At 60.4% G+C, this 15848-nt stretch carries 18 protein-coding genes; 1 reads left to right on the forward strand and 17 read right to left on the reverse strand.

Translation table 11 applies throughout. The annotated features are described in order from the left end of the window. Nucleotides 1–4: 4 nt before the first annotated feature. From ROLI_RS12790 to ruvC, 17 genes are all read right to left on the reverse strand, one after another. Nucleotides 5–478: a hypothetical protein gene (locus ROLI_RS12790; RefSeq protein ID WP_187429985.1), complete on the reverse strand. Its 474-nt coding sequence runs from the start codon at nucleotides 476–478 to the stop codon at nucleotides 5–7. An 85-nt stretch (nucleotides 479–563) separates the two neighbouring features. Continuing rightward, nucleotides 564–2240, reverse strand: a complete 1677-nt coding sequence (locus ROLI_RS12795) for a formate--tetrahydrofolate ligase (protein ID WP_187429986.1) — start codon at nucleotides 2238–2240, stop codon at nucleotides 564–566. 147 nt (nucleotides 2241–2387) lie between these two features. Beyond that, complete coding sequence (locus ROLI_RS12800) at nucleotides 2388–2984, reverse strand: MOSC domain-containing protein (RefSeq protein WP_187429987.1); 597 nt, start codon at nucleotides 2982–2984, stop codon at nucleotides 2388–2390. A gap of 115 nt (nucleotides 2985–3099) precedes the next feature. Further along, complete coding sequence (ftsH, locus tag ROLI_RS12805) at nucleotides 3100–5025, reverse strand: ATP-dependent zinc metalloprotease FtsH (protein WP_187429988.1); 1926 nt, start codon at nucleotides 5023–5025, stop codon at nucleotides 3100–3102. 80 nt (nucleotides 5026–5105) lie between these two features. Further along, nucleotides 5106–6353 carry a tRNA lysidine(34) synthetase TilS gene (gene tilS, locus ROLI_RS12810; protein WP_187430026.1) on the reverse strand — a complete coding sequence of 416 codons (1248 nt, stop codon included), beginning with the start codon at nucleotides 6351–6353 and terminating at the stop codon, nucleotides 5106–5108. 4 nt (nucleotides 6354–6357) lie between these two features. Next, entirely contained in the window at nucleotides 6358–7179 is an 822-nt protein-coding gene (gene ybgF / locus ROLI_RS12815) for a tol-pal system protein YbgF (RefSeq protein ID WP_187429989.1), read from the reverse strand. Between the two features lie 3 nt (nucleotides 7180–7182). After that, complete coding sequence (pal, locus tag ROLI_RS12820) at nucleotides 7183–7698, reverse strand: peptidoglycan-associated lipoprotein Pal (RefSeq protein WP_187429990.1); 516 nt, start codon at nucleotides 7696–7698, stop codon at nucleotides 7183–7185. Nucleotides 7699–7787: 89 nt separating this feature from the next. Further along, nucleotides 7788–9119, reverse strand: a complete 1332-nt coding sequence (gene tolB / locus ROLI_RS12825; protein ID WP_187429991.1) for a Tol-Pal system beta propeller repeat protein TolB — start codon at nucleotides 9117–9119, stop codon at nucleotides 7788–7790. After that, entirely contained in the window at nucleotides 9116–10234 is a 1119-nt protein-coding gene (locus tag ROLI_RS12830; protein WP_187429992.1) for an energy transducer TonB, read from the reverse strand. The genes tolB and ROLI_RS12830 overlap by 4 nt, the downstream gene beginning before the upstream one ends. Nucleotides 10235–10240: 6 nt before the next feature. Beyond that, on the reverse strand, nucleotides 10241–10741 hold the full coding sequence (gene tolR / locus ROLI_RS12835; protein WP_187429993.1) for a protein TolR: 501 nt from the start codon (nucleotides 10739–10741) through the stop codon (nucleotides 10241–10243). A gap of 3 nt (nucleotides 10742–10744) precedes the next feature. Further along, nucleotides 10745–11440, reverse strand: coding sequence for a protein TolQ (gene tolQ / locus ROLI_RS12840; RefSeq protein ID WP_187429994.1), 696 nt, complete (start codon nucleotides 11438–11440; stop codon nucleotides 10745–10747). A gap of 98 nt (nucleotides 11441–11538) precedes the next feature. Beyond that, nucleotides 11539–11937, reverse strand: coding sequence for a tol-pal system-associated acyl-CoA thioesterase (gene ybgC / locus ROLI_RS12845; protein WP_187430027.1), 399 nt, complete (start codon nucleotides 11935–11937; stop codon nucleotides 11539–11541). Then, nucleotides 11934–12350: a nuclear transport factor 2 family protein gene (locus tag ROLI_RS12850; RefSeq protein ID WP_262386497.1), complete on the reverse strand. Its 417-nt coding sequence runs from the start codon at nucleotides 12348–12350 to the stop codon at nucleotides 11934–11936. Before ROLI_RS12850 ends, ybgC begins: the two co-directional genes overlap by 4 nt. Next, nucleotides 12310–12933 (reverse strand): hypothetical protein, encoded by a 624-nt coding sequence (locus ROLI_RS12855; protein WP_187429995.1) that lies wholly within the window; start codon nucleotides 12931–12933, stop codon nucleotides 12310–12312. The genes ROLI_RS12850 and ROLI_RS12855 overlap by 41 nt, the downstream gene beginning before the upstream one ends. 27 nt (nucleotides 12934–12960) lie before the next feature. Continuing rightward, the gene (gene ruvB, locus ROLI_RS12860; protein WP_187429996.1) at nucleotides 12961–13983 is read right to left on the reverse strand and encodes a Holliday junction branch migration DNA helicase RuvB; all 1023 of its coding nucleotides are present in this window, start codon (nucleotides 13981–13983) and stop codon (nucleotides 12961–12963) included. 27 nt (nucleotides 13984–14010) lie between these two features. Then, nucleotides 14011–14670: a Holliday junction branch migration protein RuvA gene (gene ruvA, locus ROLI_RS12865; RefSeq protein WP_187429997.1), complete on the reverse strand. Its 660-nt coding sequence runs from the start codon at nucleotides 14668–14670 to the stop codon at nucleotides 14011–14013. Beyond that, nucleotides 14667–15173, reverse strand: coding sequence for a crossover junction endodeoxyribonuclease RuvC (gene ruvC / locus ROLI_RS12870; RefSeq protein ID WP_187429998.1), 507 nt, complete (start codon nucleotides 15171–15173; stop codon nucleotides 14667–14669). Before ruvC ends, ruvA begins: the two co-directional genes overlap by 4 nt. A gap of 331 nt (nucleotides 15174–15504) precedes the next feature. Here ruvC and ROLI_RS12875 point away from each other — a divergent pair, with 331 nt between their 5' ends. Next, nucleotides 15505–15723 carry a DUF1127 domain-containing protein gene (locus ROLI_RS12875; RefSeq protein WP_187429999.1) on the forward strand — a complete coding sequence of 73 codons (219 nt, stop codon included), beginning with the start codon at nucleotides 15505–15507 and terminating at the stop codon, nucleotides 15721–15723. Nucleotides 15724–15848 lie beyond the last annotated feature (125 nt).

Consider the following 15848-nt stretch of genomic DNA (forward strand, 5'->3'; position numbering starts at 1 on the left):
TTTCCTATTGTCTTTGAAACGTGACCCTATGGGCCAATGTGTGACCATCCGTGATCACAAGCTCATCAAACTGCATCAGTTGCAGCAGATCATAAAATGTCGCGACATATTGCAGTTCCTCCTGCCGGAAAAACCCGCCTTCGCGCACCGACACGGTCAGTTGCGCCATAATCGCACGGGCGCGGTAGATGGTGGAGAACACCTCGTCATCCAGCGCCATCAAAATGAGCGTCTCCGCCCCTTCGCCCTTGGCGAAAAACACGAAACGGGGGCTTTCCGGGGCCTCCAGCTGCGCCTTTGTCAACAGGTTCACAAAGTCGATCCGGACCGCTTTGCCGGCCCCTTGGCTGGCGCGGACCACGCGGTCAAATGTCTCTTCCGAGGTGATCTGCGGATAATAATATCCGACGTATCGATCCTCGGCGATGACCGCCCCCGCAAAGATCAGCGCAAAGCACATGGCAATCAATCTGGTCATCACGGTCTCCTTTGTTTCCCTGACGCCCAGCTTGGCGGTGGAGCGGTCGGGGGACAACCGAAATCGTCCCCCGACCCCAAACCCTTTAGAACAGACCTTCGACGTCGCCATCCGCGTTCAGCTTGATGTTTTCAGCTGATGGTACACGCGGCAGGCCGGGCATGGTCATGATCTCGCCGCAGATTGCGACAACAAAACCGGCACCCGCACTCAGGCGGACTTCGCGCACCGGAATGTCAAACCCGGTGGGCGCGCCGCGCTCATTGGGGTCGGTGGTGAAGCTGTATTGCGTTTTCGCCATACAGACCGGGAGGTTACCGTAGCCCTGATCTTCCCAGTCTTTCAACTGGTTGCGGATCTTCTGATCCATCACGGCGGCATCGGCGCGATAGATTTTTTTGGCAATGGTGTTGATCTTATCGGCAAGGCTCATCTCATCAGGGTAGATCGGCGCGAAATTGCCCTCCCCCTTGTCGATGGTCTCAACGACCTTGCGCGCGAGGTCTGCGGAGCCTTCCGAGCCCAACTCCCAGTGGCGCGACAGCACCGCCTCCGAGCCTTGGCTGGCCACGTAATCCTTGACCGCCTGCACTTCGGCGTCGGTATCCGTGACGAAATGGTTGATCGCGACAACCACCGGCACGCCAAAGGATTTCACGTTCTCGATGTGGCGTCCAAGGTTGGCACAACCGTTCTTGACCGCATCCACATTTTCGCCACCCAAGTCGGCCTTGGCGACGCCACCGTTCATCTTCATCGCCCGGACCGTGGCCACAACCACCACACAGGAGGGTGACAACCCTGCTTTGCGGCATTTGATGTTGAGGAACTTCTCGGCCCCCAGATCGGCTCCAAAACCCGCTTCGGTCACAACGTAATCGGCCAGTTTCAACGCCGTCGTCGTCGCGATCACCGAATTACAGCCATGCGCGATATTGGCAAAAGGACCGCCATGCACAAAGGCCGGGTTGTTTTCGAGCGTCTGCACCAGGTTAGGTTGCATCGCGTCCTTGAGCAGAACGGTCATCGCGCCGTCCGCCTTGATGTCGCGCGCATAGACCGGCGTGCGATCGCGTCGATACGCCACGATCATATCGCCGAGGCGTTTTTGCAGATCCTCAAGGTTCTTGGACAGGCACAGGATCGCCATGACCTCGGAGGCCACGGTGATGTCGAACCCGGTTTCACGCGGGAAACCATTGGCCACACCACCCAGCGAGGCGGTGATCTGGCGCAGGGCGCGGTCGTTCATGTCCACCACGCGGCGCCACACAACACGGCGCGTGTCGATGTCGAGCGCATTGCCCCAGTAGATATGGTTGTCGATCATCGCCGACAGCAACGAATGCGCGGAGGTGATCGCGTGGAAATCACCGGTGAAATGCAGGTTCATCTCTTCCATCGGCACGATCTGAGCATAACCGCCACCCGCAGCGCCGCCCTTCATCCCGAAGTTCGGCCCCAGGGAGGCCTCGCGGATACAAACGGCCGCTTTTTTGCCGATGTGGTTGAGACCATCGCCCAGGCCCACGGTCGTTGTCGTCTTGCCCTCACCGGCGGGCGTCGGGTTGATCGCTGTGACCAGGATCAGCTTGCCGTTCTCATTGCTCTGTACTGAGTTGATGAACTTTTGGCTCACCTTCGCCTTGTCATGGCCGTAGGGCAGAAGATCATCGCTGGCGATCCCCAGCTTGGCACCAATCTCCTGGATTGGCTGCTTGCTCGCCTCACGCGCGATTTCGATGTCGGTTTTATAAGCCATGGATTTGTCCCCGTTGAAGTGCCGCGCACGGCAGAGTTGCTTTATCCTGCATAAGAGCGTCACAGGGGACACAGAAGGTCAATCCCGACATTTCCGCGCCACGTTGCGGCGGGCAGCGGGCCAATCGTTTCTTTTCGGAAACGAATGTTACCTTCGGGCCGCTTCAAAATACGTCCAGACCGGTTGGTCGGGAATATGAAGGGTCACGCTATCACCCGGCGCGACCGGACCCTCGCGCTCCACCCATGCGGTAACACCGCGCCGGTTCTCGGCGGCTGGCTTGAACGCGGCCCCAAAACCGGGGCGGTCCTTTTCAATCTCGCGACCGGGCAGGATACAGGGGCGGTTTTCCATATCCACGGCGATGCTTGCGCCGCTTTGGAACAGAAGTCTTGAAGAGGGCGGGATGTGGCTGAAATCCGGGATGCCTTCGATGACCAGGGACGCGCCGACCCAGGCCGGATCGATCATCTCCAGCCCCATATCGGCCGCGATCAGGGCCAATTCTTCGGCGGACAGGACCGAAAGCTGCCGCACGTTGCGGATTTCGGTGCCCTTGGGGTATTGCGCCTTGGTGCGCACACAGGACGGGCGGATCAGACCGCCATGGCATTCCCCGTCGATGCCGGTGAATTTCAACTCTGCGCTCTCAAGGGCGTCGGCACGCAATGTCGCCACGCTATCTGAGACGCGGCCCAACCATTTAACGGTGCCGGAATAACGGGTGGGTAAAAGCGCGGGCATGTTGAAACTCCTTTTGCGTGGCTGCGCCGATTTGAACAAACCCTGTCCCAAAAGAAAAGGCCCCGCGGGTGCAGGGCCTCATGACTTTTTATGATGTCTCCAGTGCGAGCGGTGATCAGGCCGAAGGTTCCGGCTCCATACCACCATCGGCGGGCGGCGATTTCTTGTTCTTCGCCTTGGCCTTCGGGATACCCGTGATGCTTGGTGCCGAGCCGCTGTCGGGTTTGTCATCCTTATCTGCAGGCGGTGCGGGGGGCTCGCCGTCCATCACGCGCTGGATTTCTTCGCCTGTCAGCGTTTCATATTCCAGCAGACCTTGGGCAAGCCGTTCAAACTCGGTCTCACGCTCGGTGATAATTTTGAGAGCCCAGTCATACCCGTCCTGAATGAACTGGCGGACTTCTTCCTCCACCGTCTCCTTGGTGTTGGCGGAGACCGAAAAACCACCCGTGGCACCCTGATAACCTTGGGCCGCCTCGGAATAATCGATGTTGCCGACCTTATCCGACATGCCCCATTGCAGCACCATCGCGCGTGCCAGAGCCGAGGCTTGCATAATATCGCCTGCTGGACCGTTGGAGACTGAATCGGGTCCATATTTGTGGATTTCCGCCGCCTTGCCCGCCATCGTCATGGCCAAACGCTGGTGACATTCATCCTTGAACATGTTTAGGCGGTCCATTTCCGGCAGGCTCATCACCATGCCAAGCGCACCCCCACGCGGAATGATCGTGGCCTTATAGACAGGATCACATTTCGGCAGGGTCATACCGACCAAAGCGTGACCGGCTTCGTGATAGGCGGTCATTTCCTTTTGCGCGGTCGTCATCACCATGGAGCGGCGTTCCGCCCCCATCATGATCTTGTCCTTGGCGCTCTCAAAATCGATCATCGTCACGAACCGACGCCCGACCCGCGCCGCGCCCAAGGCCGCCTCATTGACAAGGTTGGCCAGGTCGGCACCGGAAAAGCCCGGCGTCCCACGCGCGATGATGCGCAGGTCCACGTCTGGCCCCAGCGGTGTTTTGCGCGCATGCACACCGAGAATTTTCTCGCGACCCTTGATGTCGGGATTGCCCACCGTGACCTGGCGGTCAAAACGACCGGGGCGCAAAAGCGCAGGATCAAGCACATCTTTACGGTTGGTCGCGGCGATGATGATCACGCCCTCGTTGGCCTCAAAACCATCCATTTCGACCAGCAATTGGTTCAACGTCTGTTCACGCTCATCATTACCGCCGCCATAACCGGCACCCCGGTGACGGCCCACAGCGTCGATTTCGTCGATGAACACAATACAAGGCGCGTTTTTCTTGGCCTGCTCGAACATATCGCGCACACGGCTCGCACCGACGCCGACGAACATCTCAACGAAATCCGATCCCGAAATTGTGAAGAAAGGCACGCCCGCCTCCCCCGCGATGGCACGCGCAAGCAGAGTTTTACCCGTGCCGGGAGGGCCTTCAAGCAGCGCGCCTTTTGGAATTTTACCGCCCAGACGGCTGAACTTTTGCGGATTGCGCAGAAACTCGACGATCTCTTCGAGCTCTTCCTTGGCCTCATCGATTCCCGCAACATCGTCAAAGGTAACGCGGCCATGCTTTTCGGTCAGCATCTTGGCCTTGGACTTACCAAAGCCCATCGCACCGCCTTTGCCGCCACCCTGCATCCGGTTCATGAAATAGACCCAAACCCCGATCAACAGCAGGAAGGGCAGCAGCGACATCAAAAAGGTCTGAAAACCCGACTGCTGTTGCTGCTCGGCGCGCACGGCGATGTTGTTGTCGATCAAAAGGCTCGTGATTTCAGCGTCTTCCGGCTTAATCGCGACGTAATCAACGCCGTCCTCCTGACGAAAGCGGACCTCTTCGCCATCCAGCGTCACGTTGCTGACCGAGCCGGATTCGACGGCGTTCACGAATTCAGAATAGCTGATCTCGCGGCTTTGCATGGTGCTGCCGGGACCACTGAACAGATTGAACAGGGCCAGGATCAAAAGAAACAAAACAACCCAAAAAGCGATGTTGCGTGCGTTACCCAACGAAATTCTCCCAAATATGCGTGTGGTGCGAACCGCAATGATACCACCACAGCCCTAAGATAGACACTGTTACCATATGTTCAATGCGATAAAACTGCGGCAAAAAATGCCTCATCGTCAAATTCGGGGCGCGCGTGCCACCCGTTTTGAAAACCCGCGAGCGGTGCCGCAACCAGATTGGTGCCGTTCCAGACGGCAGGTGTGCTCAGCAAAACACCGCGCGGCACACCCAGCCCACGCCACTCCGGCAGCTGTTTCAAACCCTCCGGCCCGAGGGCCGCGATATGAAGCGGCACGCTCCCCGCCTCTCCGATCAAACGCCATCGCCGGTCCCAGATATCACCGATCGACCCGGCCATATCCCGCACCGGATCATATTCGCGATAAACCCAAAGCGCGTCACTCTTGCGCGACACCTGACAGCCGTCCGCCGTGGCGCTGACACCTTGTTTCAAGGCTTCGATCAGACCCAAAACGGATTTGCGTCGGGGCGGATAAGGCGAGCCGCTGATCCATCCCATGGCCCCCACCAGAAGCCGTCTTGCGATCTCATCGGGCAGCGTCACATAGCCGCGCCAATTCATGCGCACGGCCCCCCGCTCAATCTTTGCCATGGAGCGCGCGGTCAAGAATGCCTGCCACCGCAGCGCATCGCGCGCCCGTGACATGTTGAATGCGACCTGTCCAAGCGCCTCGGCATTGATCCCGAGCGGTTCCAGAACGGCCAAGGCCTGACGGACCTTGACCCGATCGAAATGCGGGTCTTCGTTGCTGGGGTCATCGCACCAGGTGACGCCACGTCGCTTCAGGATGTTTCGTAGATCCAAGCGCGAAACATCGAGCAGGGGGCGAAGCCATGTGATCCCGCCGGATGTGCGCCGGGGCGACATCGCGCTCAGCCCATCGACTCCAGCGCCCCGCGCCAGCCGCATCAGCACGGTTTCGGCCTGATCATCCAGCGTATGACCAAGGGCCACGGTCTCGATGTCGCGCGCGCGCGCCCAAGCGGCGATCAGACGATACCGGGCCTGTCGCGCTTCGTTTTGCAGGTTGCCTTGCCGATCCCATCCCGTCCAATGCACGGTTTCATGCGGCAGCCCCAGCCCCGCGCATAATGTCGCCACGAAGGCGGATTCCTGCGCCGCCTCCGCGCGCAGGCCATGATCGACCGAAACGACCTGCAATTGGGTGCCATAGGTCTGCGCGAAATCATACAAAAGATGCAACAGCGCGACGGAATCGCTTCCCCCCGAGACGGCAATCCCGAGACGTCGGGGGGGGGTGGGCAACAGATGCCGCGCCACCGCGTTCCCCGGCCCCTGTGGCATCAGATCATGCACAGCCCAGCGTTTGCATTTCCGAACGGGCCAGCTCTGCCGCCGGATCGCCCGGAAAACGCAGCCCGACTTCACCCAATGTGACACAGGCCTCCTCGGTCTGCCCTAAGCCTCCCAGCGAGCGGCCCAAACGATACAGGGATTGCGCGGCGACCGGACCGGTGGGGTCCCCGCTGAAACTGCTGAGATAGGCGCGCGCCGCCTCGCGTGTATCGCCCAGCCCCTCAAGCGCCTCGCCGCGCCCCAGATCCGCCCCCGCCGCCAGCGGGCCTCCGGGATAGGTCTGAGTAAAAGTCGCAAAAAGTTCGGAGGCGCGTTGAAATTCGCCCGCCGCCAGCGCGTCCTGTGCCTTTTTAAAATCCTCTTCTTCGCCAACCGCCAATTGGATGCCCGTGTCCGGTGTTGCGGGCGCGACCCCCGAACCGGGTGCCAAAACCCCCGTATCACCGCCAAGCGTGCTGGTTTGCCCCAGAGCGGCAATATCCCCCCCCTCAAGCTCGACCAGCCGGAATTCCAGATCGCCGATCCGGTTCGTGCCATCCTCAACGATGCGATTGATGCGGAACTCCAATTCTTCGGTCTTGGAGGTCAGCCGCTGCATTTCGGATTCGATCACATTCATGCGCTCGAGCACGGAGCCGCCAGATGTATCCACCGACGGCCCGCCCGTCGTGGATAATTCCCGCCGCAGCTTTTGGATTTCCACAAACAGCACCGTCATTTCCTGACGGATATCCGCCAGCGTCTGCTCATTTTGAGCGGTGGCCCCGAAGGGCGACAGCACCGCTATCGTGGCGAGAACGGCCAGAATACGCATGGCTTACCCCGTCAGCCCGCTCGCCAGCACGGTGACTGCGCGGCGGTTCTTGGCATAGCAGGCCTCGTTTGAACAGATCTCGATCGGGCGTTCCTTGCCATAGCTGACGGTGCGCAGACGGTTGCCCGCGACGCCGCGCGAAATCAGATATTCCCGTGCCGCATTGGCCCGCCGCGCCCCAAGTGCGACGTTATATTCACGCGTGCCCTGCTCGTCCGCATGGCCTTCTATGATCGCGGTGAAATCGGTGTTGGTTTGCAACCAGACCGCCTGCCCGTCCAGCACAACGCGGCCCGCGTCGCTCAAGGTGGATTGATCCACCGCAAAGAGCACACGATCCCCGACGGCCTGATTGAAATAGGCCACCGATGTCGGATCATTCACACTGCCCGCACCAAAGGCACCATTGCCCCCATTGATGCCACCGGCTGCGCCATCACCGCCCAACCGGCTGGGATCGGTACAGGCCGAAAGCGCCAGGCCCGCGACCAAGAGGAGGATTTTTGTTGATGTTTTCATGTTTTCTGCCTCAGAAAAATTTGATTATCGTTGTTGTTTTACTGGTGTTTTAGCACAGTCCAACCGGCTTGGAAACGTTTTGAAACACCTCACTTCTGCAAGGGCGACCAGGACGGATCTGACCCCCCCTCCGGCGTGCGCACAGGGCGCAGGTTTCGCCCCGATATATCAACGGAATAGAGCGTGGAACGCCCACCCGCCCCTTGGGTTTCACGTGTAAACATGATCACCCGACCATTGGGTGCCCATGTGGGACCCTCATCCAGGAAGGACGCGGTCAAAAGCCGCTCTTCCGCCCCATCCGTGCGCATCACACCAATGTGAAACCGCCCGCCGTTCTGCTTGGTAAAGGCAATCAGATCGCCGCGCGGCGACCACACGGGCGTACCATAGCGCCCCGGCCCGAAAGAAATACGCTGCGCCTCGCCTCCGCCTGCGGGCATGATATAGAGCTGTTGCGAGCCGGATCGGTCACTTTCGAACACGATCTGGCGGCCATCCGGCGAAAAGCTGGGCGCGGTCTCGATGGACGGCGCAGAGGTCAGGCGCGTGGCACCGCCGCCTGCAATATTCATCATCCAGATATCGGTATTCCCCCCCTGGCTGAGCGAAAAGACGATGCGCTGACCATCCGGCGCAAAGCGCGGGGCAAAACTCATGGTGCCATCCTGACTTTCCAGCGCACGCCGCTGCACCGAGGCGACGTCGAGCACATAAATCTGGGGAAACCCGGTTTCATAGCTGGTATAAAGCACGCGGTCCCCGTTGGGCGAAAACCGCGGGGCGAGCACGATGGCGCTGCTATCGGTCAGGAACTGCACGTTGGCACCGTCATAATCCATGATCGCCAATCGCTTCTGGCGCGCGTCCTTGGCCCCGGTTTCAGAGACGTAAACCACGCGGCTGTCAAAATAGCCGCCCTCCCCCGTGATCCGGCTGTAAACCGCATCCGCCACCTTATGCGCCATGCGCCGCCAGCCTTCAGCCGTGCCGCTGAATTGCAGGCCCGACCCCATTTCGGCGCCGGAAAACACGTCATAAAGGCGGAATTTGACGTTCAATTGATTACCCTGCACCGAGACCGCCCCGGTGATCAGGGCCTGGGCGTTGATCGCCTTCCAGTCGGCGTATTGGATGGGGGCGGCGAAATTATCGACGCGGGCGATGAAAGCTTCCGCCGGGATCTGGCGGAACAGCCCGGTGCCGATCAGATCATCCGAGACTACCTGGCTGATCTGACCCGCCCATGTGGCGGCATCAGGATTTTCCGCCTGAAACACCGGCAGCGCGAAGGGCAGTGGTTCGATCACGCCTTCGGTGATCTCGATCCTCAGCGGACCCTCGCCCTGGGCCTGTGCGGGGCTGGCGGGCAAAATGGCAACCCCGAGGGTCGCAAGCAAAAGAATTCCCAGAAATCTCATTTGATACGCATCCTTTCGGGATTGAACGTCATCTCAATATCCTGCCACTGACTATATTTTTCTACGGGTAAATCGAAACCTTTTGCGCCACATCTGATGATGGCGCGCCGTGCCGCTTCAAAGGCCTGGCGCGCGGCCTGTTCCGATCCGCCTGAACTGGAGGCCATCCGGATCGACGCGGGGACGGGTTTGCCGTCCTGTGTCATGGCCACCGTGACCACGACGGTGGTTCCCAGTGCATCGGTGGAGAGCGACCCTACGTTCCAGCAACTGGAAACGGCAACGCGCAGGGAGTCCTTTTCCCCGACAGACAGCGGCGGGCCCTGCGGCACCGCGGGCGCACTCGATTCCGTGGCCAAGGCTTCGGCAAGCGCGGCGGCGACCGCGTCATCGGTACTGGGTGCGGCCGGTGCCGGTGTCGGCGCCTCTGGTTGCGGCGTCTCGACCGGTTGCGCGGTCTGCACCGGGGCTGCGGGGCGCGCGGGCGGGCGCGGCGATGTCGTAATCCGCGACCTTGGCGCTTCGGCTTCGGTCACGATCTCGGTCGCGGCAGCCTCCGGGGCGGTCGCCTCGGCAGTCTCTTGCGGTGTCTCTCCGGCGGCATCAGGGCTCACGGCCTCCTGCTCGACCGGATCAGGCAAGGCCTCGGGGTCCGGCTGTGCCACCGCTTCGGGGGCCACGCGTTCTGCGGCTTGCGGCACCGGCGTATCGCTGATCTCAGGTGCCAATACCGCCACATCCGCCGGGGGTTCTGGCAGCACGGGGGCTGCGTCACTCACCTCGGCCTGCGGTGGTGCGAGTTGGGACACATCCGGTGCGTCCTCGGCACTTGGCGTCGCGGCCTGCACGGGGGGTGTCTGCTCGGTTGCCGCATCATCAATGGCGGCGATGGCGGGCGCATCCGGCGTCACCTCGGGACTGGTGGGTTGTGCCACCTCAGTGCTTGATTGCGGCGATTGTCCCGCCGCCATTAAAGCCGCGAATTCAGCGCCCGAAACGACCGACACGGAGGTCGCCTCAAACGGCAAGGGCTCTGCGGCGAAGACATCGCCAAAGATCAGCCAACCGATCAGGACCACATGCCCCGCACCCGAAATATAATGACCGGTATGCACCGTGCCCTACCGATCCACCCCGCCGGTGGCCCCATCCTGACCATCCAGCGTGGGGCCACCGATGTCGGTGACCAACCCTATGTTGGAAAAACCGCCCGCGTTCAGCGCGCCCATGACCTCCATCACCTGAGCGTAAGGCACAGCGCCATCGGCACGCAGGAAAACCTGATCACCCGTGCGTTCGGCGGCAATCGCGCGCAGCTTGGGGATCAGCTCATTGCGCGCGGTCTCAGTGGTCTGGATTTGCAGACTGCCCTGCGCCGTGATCGTGATCGTGAGCGGCTCTTCCTGATCCGCGGGCAAGGCCCCGGCGGCGGTTTTGGGCAATTCCACCGGCACACCCACGGTCAAAAGCGGCGCCGCAACCATGAAGATGATCAACAGCACCAGCATCACGTCGACAAAGGGCGTGACGTTGATCTCCGACATCGGTTGCGCCTTGCCACGCCCGCGACGGCGGCGTCTGTTACCGCCCCCATCCTGGTTCTGGATAACGCCCCCACCCATGGCTCAACCGTCCAACTGGCGGCTGAGGATGGTGGCAAACTCATCGGCAAAGGATTCGTAGCCCGACAGGATCTTGTCGCAATCCGCGCTCAGCTTGTTGTAGAAAATCACCGCCGGGATCGCCGCCAGCAAGCCCAGACCCGTGGCCAGCAAGGCCTCCGCAATCCCCGGCGCCACGACGGCCAGGTTGGTGTTCTGCTGCTCTGCAATCTCGATGAATGCGTTCATGATCCCCACCACGGTCCCGAACAGACCGATAAACGGCGCCGACGACCCCACCGTGGCCAAAACGGTCAGCCCCCCGCGTAGATAATCCGCCTCCTTGTTGATCGCCACATCCATGGACCGGTCGATCCGCGAGGTTGCCCCGGCGATCAGCCCGCCATCATCGCGGTGCGAACGGCGCCATTCCGTCATCCCGGCGGCAAATATCTTTTCAGAACTGACCGAGGGCGCGGGTCCGGTGGTCTCATAAAGCGCATCCAGCGGTTCGCCCGACCAAAAGGCCTGGTCGAACTCGGCAGACTCGGCGCGCGCCTTCTTGTAGACCAGCAGTTTCATAACGATGATCGACCAGGACCAAAAGGACGCAATGATCAACATGATCATCACCAATTTGACGATTAAAGTCGCGCGGGCGAATAGCCCCCAGAATGAGAAATCAATCTCATGCGCCAGTGCCAGCGTGTCTGCTTCCATGATGCCTGCTCTATTCTATGTACCGCGACGGGTCGTTTGCCGACCTCGATTGTAGGTGATTCTAGCGGGTTACAACGCAAATTGCTATCACTATGCTGTCATTGGGCCTCAGCAATGGGCATTAAGCGGAGTTCTGCTGGCAATCGAGCGGGTTTTCCGCCTGCCCCGATACAGGCAATCGTAACCTTTGCGGCAAAAACCAACGTCTCGCCACGCCGCACGTCTTGCCCCATGATCATGCGCGCGGGCGTGATTTTCATCAGGCGCGTGACCACCTCCAGCACATCATCGAACCGCGCAGGCTGAATGTAGTCGGCCTCGATGCGGCGTACCGCGAAAACGATGCCTTGGGCCTTCATGGCCAATTGGTCGATGCCAATCTGGCGGACCCAATCGCTGCGCGCCCGCTCGATGTAGCGCAGGTAATTGGCGTAATAGACAATGCCCGCCATGTCGGTGTCCTCGTAATAAACGCGGATCGGAAAGCTGTGCATCAGGAAGCCTCCAGCCGGTGACAGGCCGCCGCCTGCGTGACTATTCCGTCAGCGTCGAAGTAAAACGTCTCTGCCGCGAGCACATCGCGGTGATTGAGATAGCTGATCACGGTCATGTTGTATCCTGCAAACACATCCTGGATACGAAAAGCCAATTGCGGTTGTGCCTCCAGCGCCGCTGTCCAATAGGCACGCAAGGCCTCGCGCCCCTTGATAACTCCCTTTCCGGTCAAAGCCTGCGCTTTGCGCGAGTGAAAGAGAATATCGGCATGATAATGCGACAGGATCCGGTCCAGATCATGGCTGTTCCAGCCCGCCTCCCATTGCCGCGCGAATGCATGATAGTCGATCATATCGCGCGCCGCGCATAGATAGTCATTGCGCCAGCCCAACCCGCGCGGCCAGCCGCAGCGCATGGCTCTTGTCCTGGCTGACAGGTGGCATCACCGGATCATAGGCCGCGCGGATCAGGGCGGCGACATCGGGGCGCAGGATGGTCTTATCCCCCGCCACGGCCAGAGGGGATTTGCCGCGAAACGCAACGTCCGACCAGAGTAGGACGGATTGCACGATCTGGCTCAGCGCCAGCGTTTCCGCAGGCACCGCGCTCAAATCGCCATCCATCCGCAGGAACACAAAACACGCCTTGATCGCGCCGTCCGGCTCAAAATGGAAAATACGGTATTGGTTCGCCTCCACCGATTTCAGCCGGTCAACAAGAGGACCAAGCTCCGGGATCAAGCGGTCCAAGCCCGGCACTTCGGGCAATTCATCCCAGTCGCGGAAAAAGAACATCATGAAATTGCTGCCGAGTTCCGGGTCGGTTTCCGCCATCTGGTGGCCGGATAAAACCATCACCGCCTCCAGCGCGCCCTTGACCACCGAAAGCGTGTCATCGGTGACGCCAAAAACCACCGGCGCGATGGGCCGGTTCCAGCGGGCGAATGAAAATGCACCGTTTTCGCGCGTGAAAAGCGCCTCGATCTCGCTTGCGTCCATACGCCCTCTCCTCTCGCGCCTCGCCCCTTAAACCCCAAACAGATCCGTCTGCGATTTCGGCGGCTGCATGCCCAAATGGGTCCAGCCCTTTTGCGCCAACATGCGACCGCGCGGCGTGCGCTGGATCAACCCTTGTTGCAGCAAAAACGGCTCGATCACCTCTTCCAGCGAATCCCGACTTTCCGACAGCGCCGCACTCAGCGTCTCGATCCCCACAGGACCGCCCGCGTAATTCTCCGCAATCAGGCGCAAATATCGACGATCCGCACTGTCCAGCCCCAACAGATCAACCCCCAACCGGGTCAGCGCCATATCCGCAAGCGCTTGCGTCACACGGCCATCGCCCTCAACCACCGCAAAATCCACCACACGACGCAACAATCGTCCCGCAATACGTGGTGTACCACGCGCCCGTTGTGCGATTTCGCGCGCACCACCCTCATCCGCAGGCGCGCCGAGTTTTCGCGCATTACGCTTCACGATGATGAATAATTCATCCACCGTGTAGAATTCCAACCGTGTGGGGATGCCAAACCGGTCGCGAAGCGGTGTCGTCAACAATCCCATCCGCGTCGTCGCCCCCACCAGCGTGAAGGGCTGCAACTCGATACGCACCGTGCGCGCCGCAGGCCCCTCGCCAATCACCAGATCAAGTTCGAAATCCTCAAGCGCGGGATATAACACCTCCTCAACCGCCGGGTTCAACCGGTGGATTTCGTCGATGAACAACACATCACGCGGTTCCAGATTGGTCAGGATCGCCGCCAGATCGCCCGCCTTGGCCAAGACCGGCCCGCTGGTCATGCGGAAATTCACACCCAACTCGCGCGCCATGATCTGCGCCAGCGTGGTTTTCCCCAAGCCGGGGGGGCCGTGAAACAGCGTGTGATCCATCGCTTCGCCGCGTTGGCGGGCCGATTGGATGAAAACGCGCAGATTGGCACGCGCCTCAGCCTGTCCGACGAACTCCTCCAGCATCTGCGGACGCAGCGCACGGTCGAAATCCCCCGGCAAGGGGTCGGGCCGCACGGTGGGGTCGATGTCGCTCATGTGATGTCCTTCAAGATGCGCATGCCCCTAGCCCTTCGGTGCGAGCAGTTTCAGCGCCGCCCGGATCAGCGTCGGCGTATCGGCACCGGGGTTTTCACCTGCCGCCTGCGCCACGGCCCCCGCCGCATCGCCCGGACCGTAGCCGAGGTTGCCAAGCGCCGAAAGCGCATCCGCCTGCGCCGAAGAGGACGGTTGCGGGATCGGCGCAGCTGTGGCGGAGGTCTCGATGACCTCCGCCACAGCTTCTCCCCTCGCCTGCGCAACCGTCCCGCCCATGGCCATCATGCTGGGCGCCTTATCCTTCAAATCCAACACCACGCGTTGCGCGATTTTCGGCCCCACACCCTTGGCGGCCTTGACCGCGTTCCAATCGCCCAGCGCAATCGCGCGGCTGACACCATCCGTCCCCAGCGTCCCCAATATGGCCAGCGACGCCTTGGCCCCCACGCCCTGCACCGAGGTCAACAAACGGTGCCATTCCTTTTCCGCCAATGTGGTGAAGCCAAACAACTGCAACAGGTCCTCGCGCACCACAAGATCGGTAAAAAGCGCCACCACCTGCCCCACACCCGGCAGGCTCGCCATCGTCCGATCCGAGCAATAGACCAGATATCCAACGCCGCGCACGTCGATCAACACATGATCCAGCGCGCGGTAATCAATCCGACCGGTGATTTTGCCAATCATGCCCGCGCCCTCTCGATGGCCGCGCTCAACCCGCTGGCCCCGCCGTAATGCGCATGACAAATCGCAATGGCCAAGGCATCCGCCGCATCCGGGCCCGCGATCACGGCACCGGGCAATTGCATCTGCACCATGTGCAAGACTTGGTTCTTATCCGCATGGCCGACACCGACAACGGCCTTTTTCACCGTATTGGGGGCGTATTCCCCCACGCTCAATCCGGCTTGTGCCGGGACCAGCATCGCAATCCCGCGCGCTTGGCCGAGCTTGAGCGTCCCGGCACCGTCTTTGTTCACGAAGGTCTGCTCGACAGCGGCCTGATCGGGTAAAAACTGCGCGAAAATCGCGCTCAATTGGACATGCAAGGACAGCAATCGCGCACTCAGCGCCTCACCGGTTGATCGGCAAATGCCATTGGCGACGTGAGTCGTTTTACTGCCGACGACATCAACCACGCCCCATCCCAGGTTGCGCAACCCCGGATCAATGCCAATTATCCGTACCAAATGCCCTGTCCCGCTCATTTATGTCTTTTTTTATGCATTAGCACGAATGGCGAACATCCGCCAAGCGGTTCCTTTTGACATCGCCATAGGCTGCGCCACGGGGTGATACCGCAATTTCCGGGCCGAAATACGTCACTTCAGGACCGATTTCCGACAGATCTCAATCATTATTTATTGTTTATTTACCTATGGTTAACCAACCCAACGACCCATGCACGGCGCGCATATCACACATGCAAGTTCTCACCTTGCTGAAAATTCGGGCACACCCTATCTGCCCTTCATCACACACCGGCCCGACCGGTTCACATTCAAAAAGAGGACGGCCCAAATGTCTACATTCGACACATCCCGCACCACCTACGGCACCGCATCCGCAGTAAGCCGTTTCTTTGCCATGATCTCCGATATCACAACATCTGTTGTTGCCTGGAACGACGCCCGCGTGACACGTAACGCTTTGGCCGCATTGAGCGACCGGGAACTGGATGACATCGGCCTGAGCCGGTCGGACATCGACGCTATCGCAGATAGAAACATCATCCGCTGATGAGGATCGCGCGCCCCTTTTGATCGGCGCGCCTGAATGAAACCGCCTCTTCTTGCCGGAAGGGGCGGTTTTTTCGTGCCATATTTTTTGTCCCGGACCCGGTGCAGAGCAGGCGGTCGCGCATT

The organism is Roseobacter fucihabitans (genome assembly GCF_014337925.2).
In the GTDB taxonomy this organism is placed as follows: Bacteria; Pseudomonadota; Alphaproteobacteria; order Rhodobacterales; family Rhodobacteraceae; genus Roseobacter; species Roseobacter fucihabitans.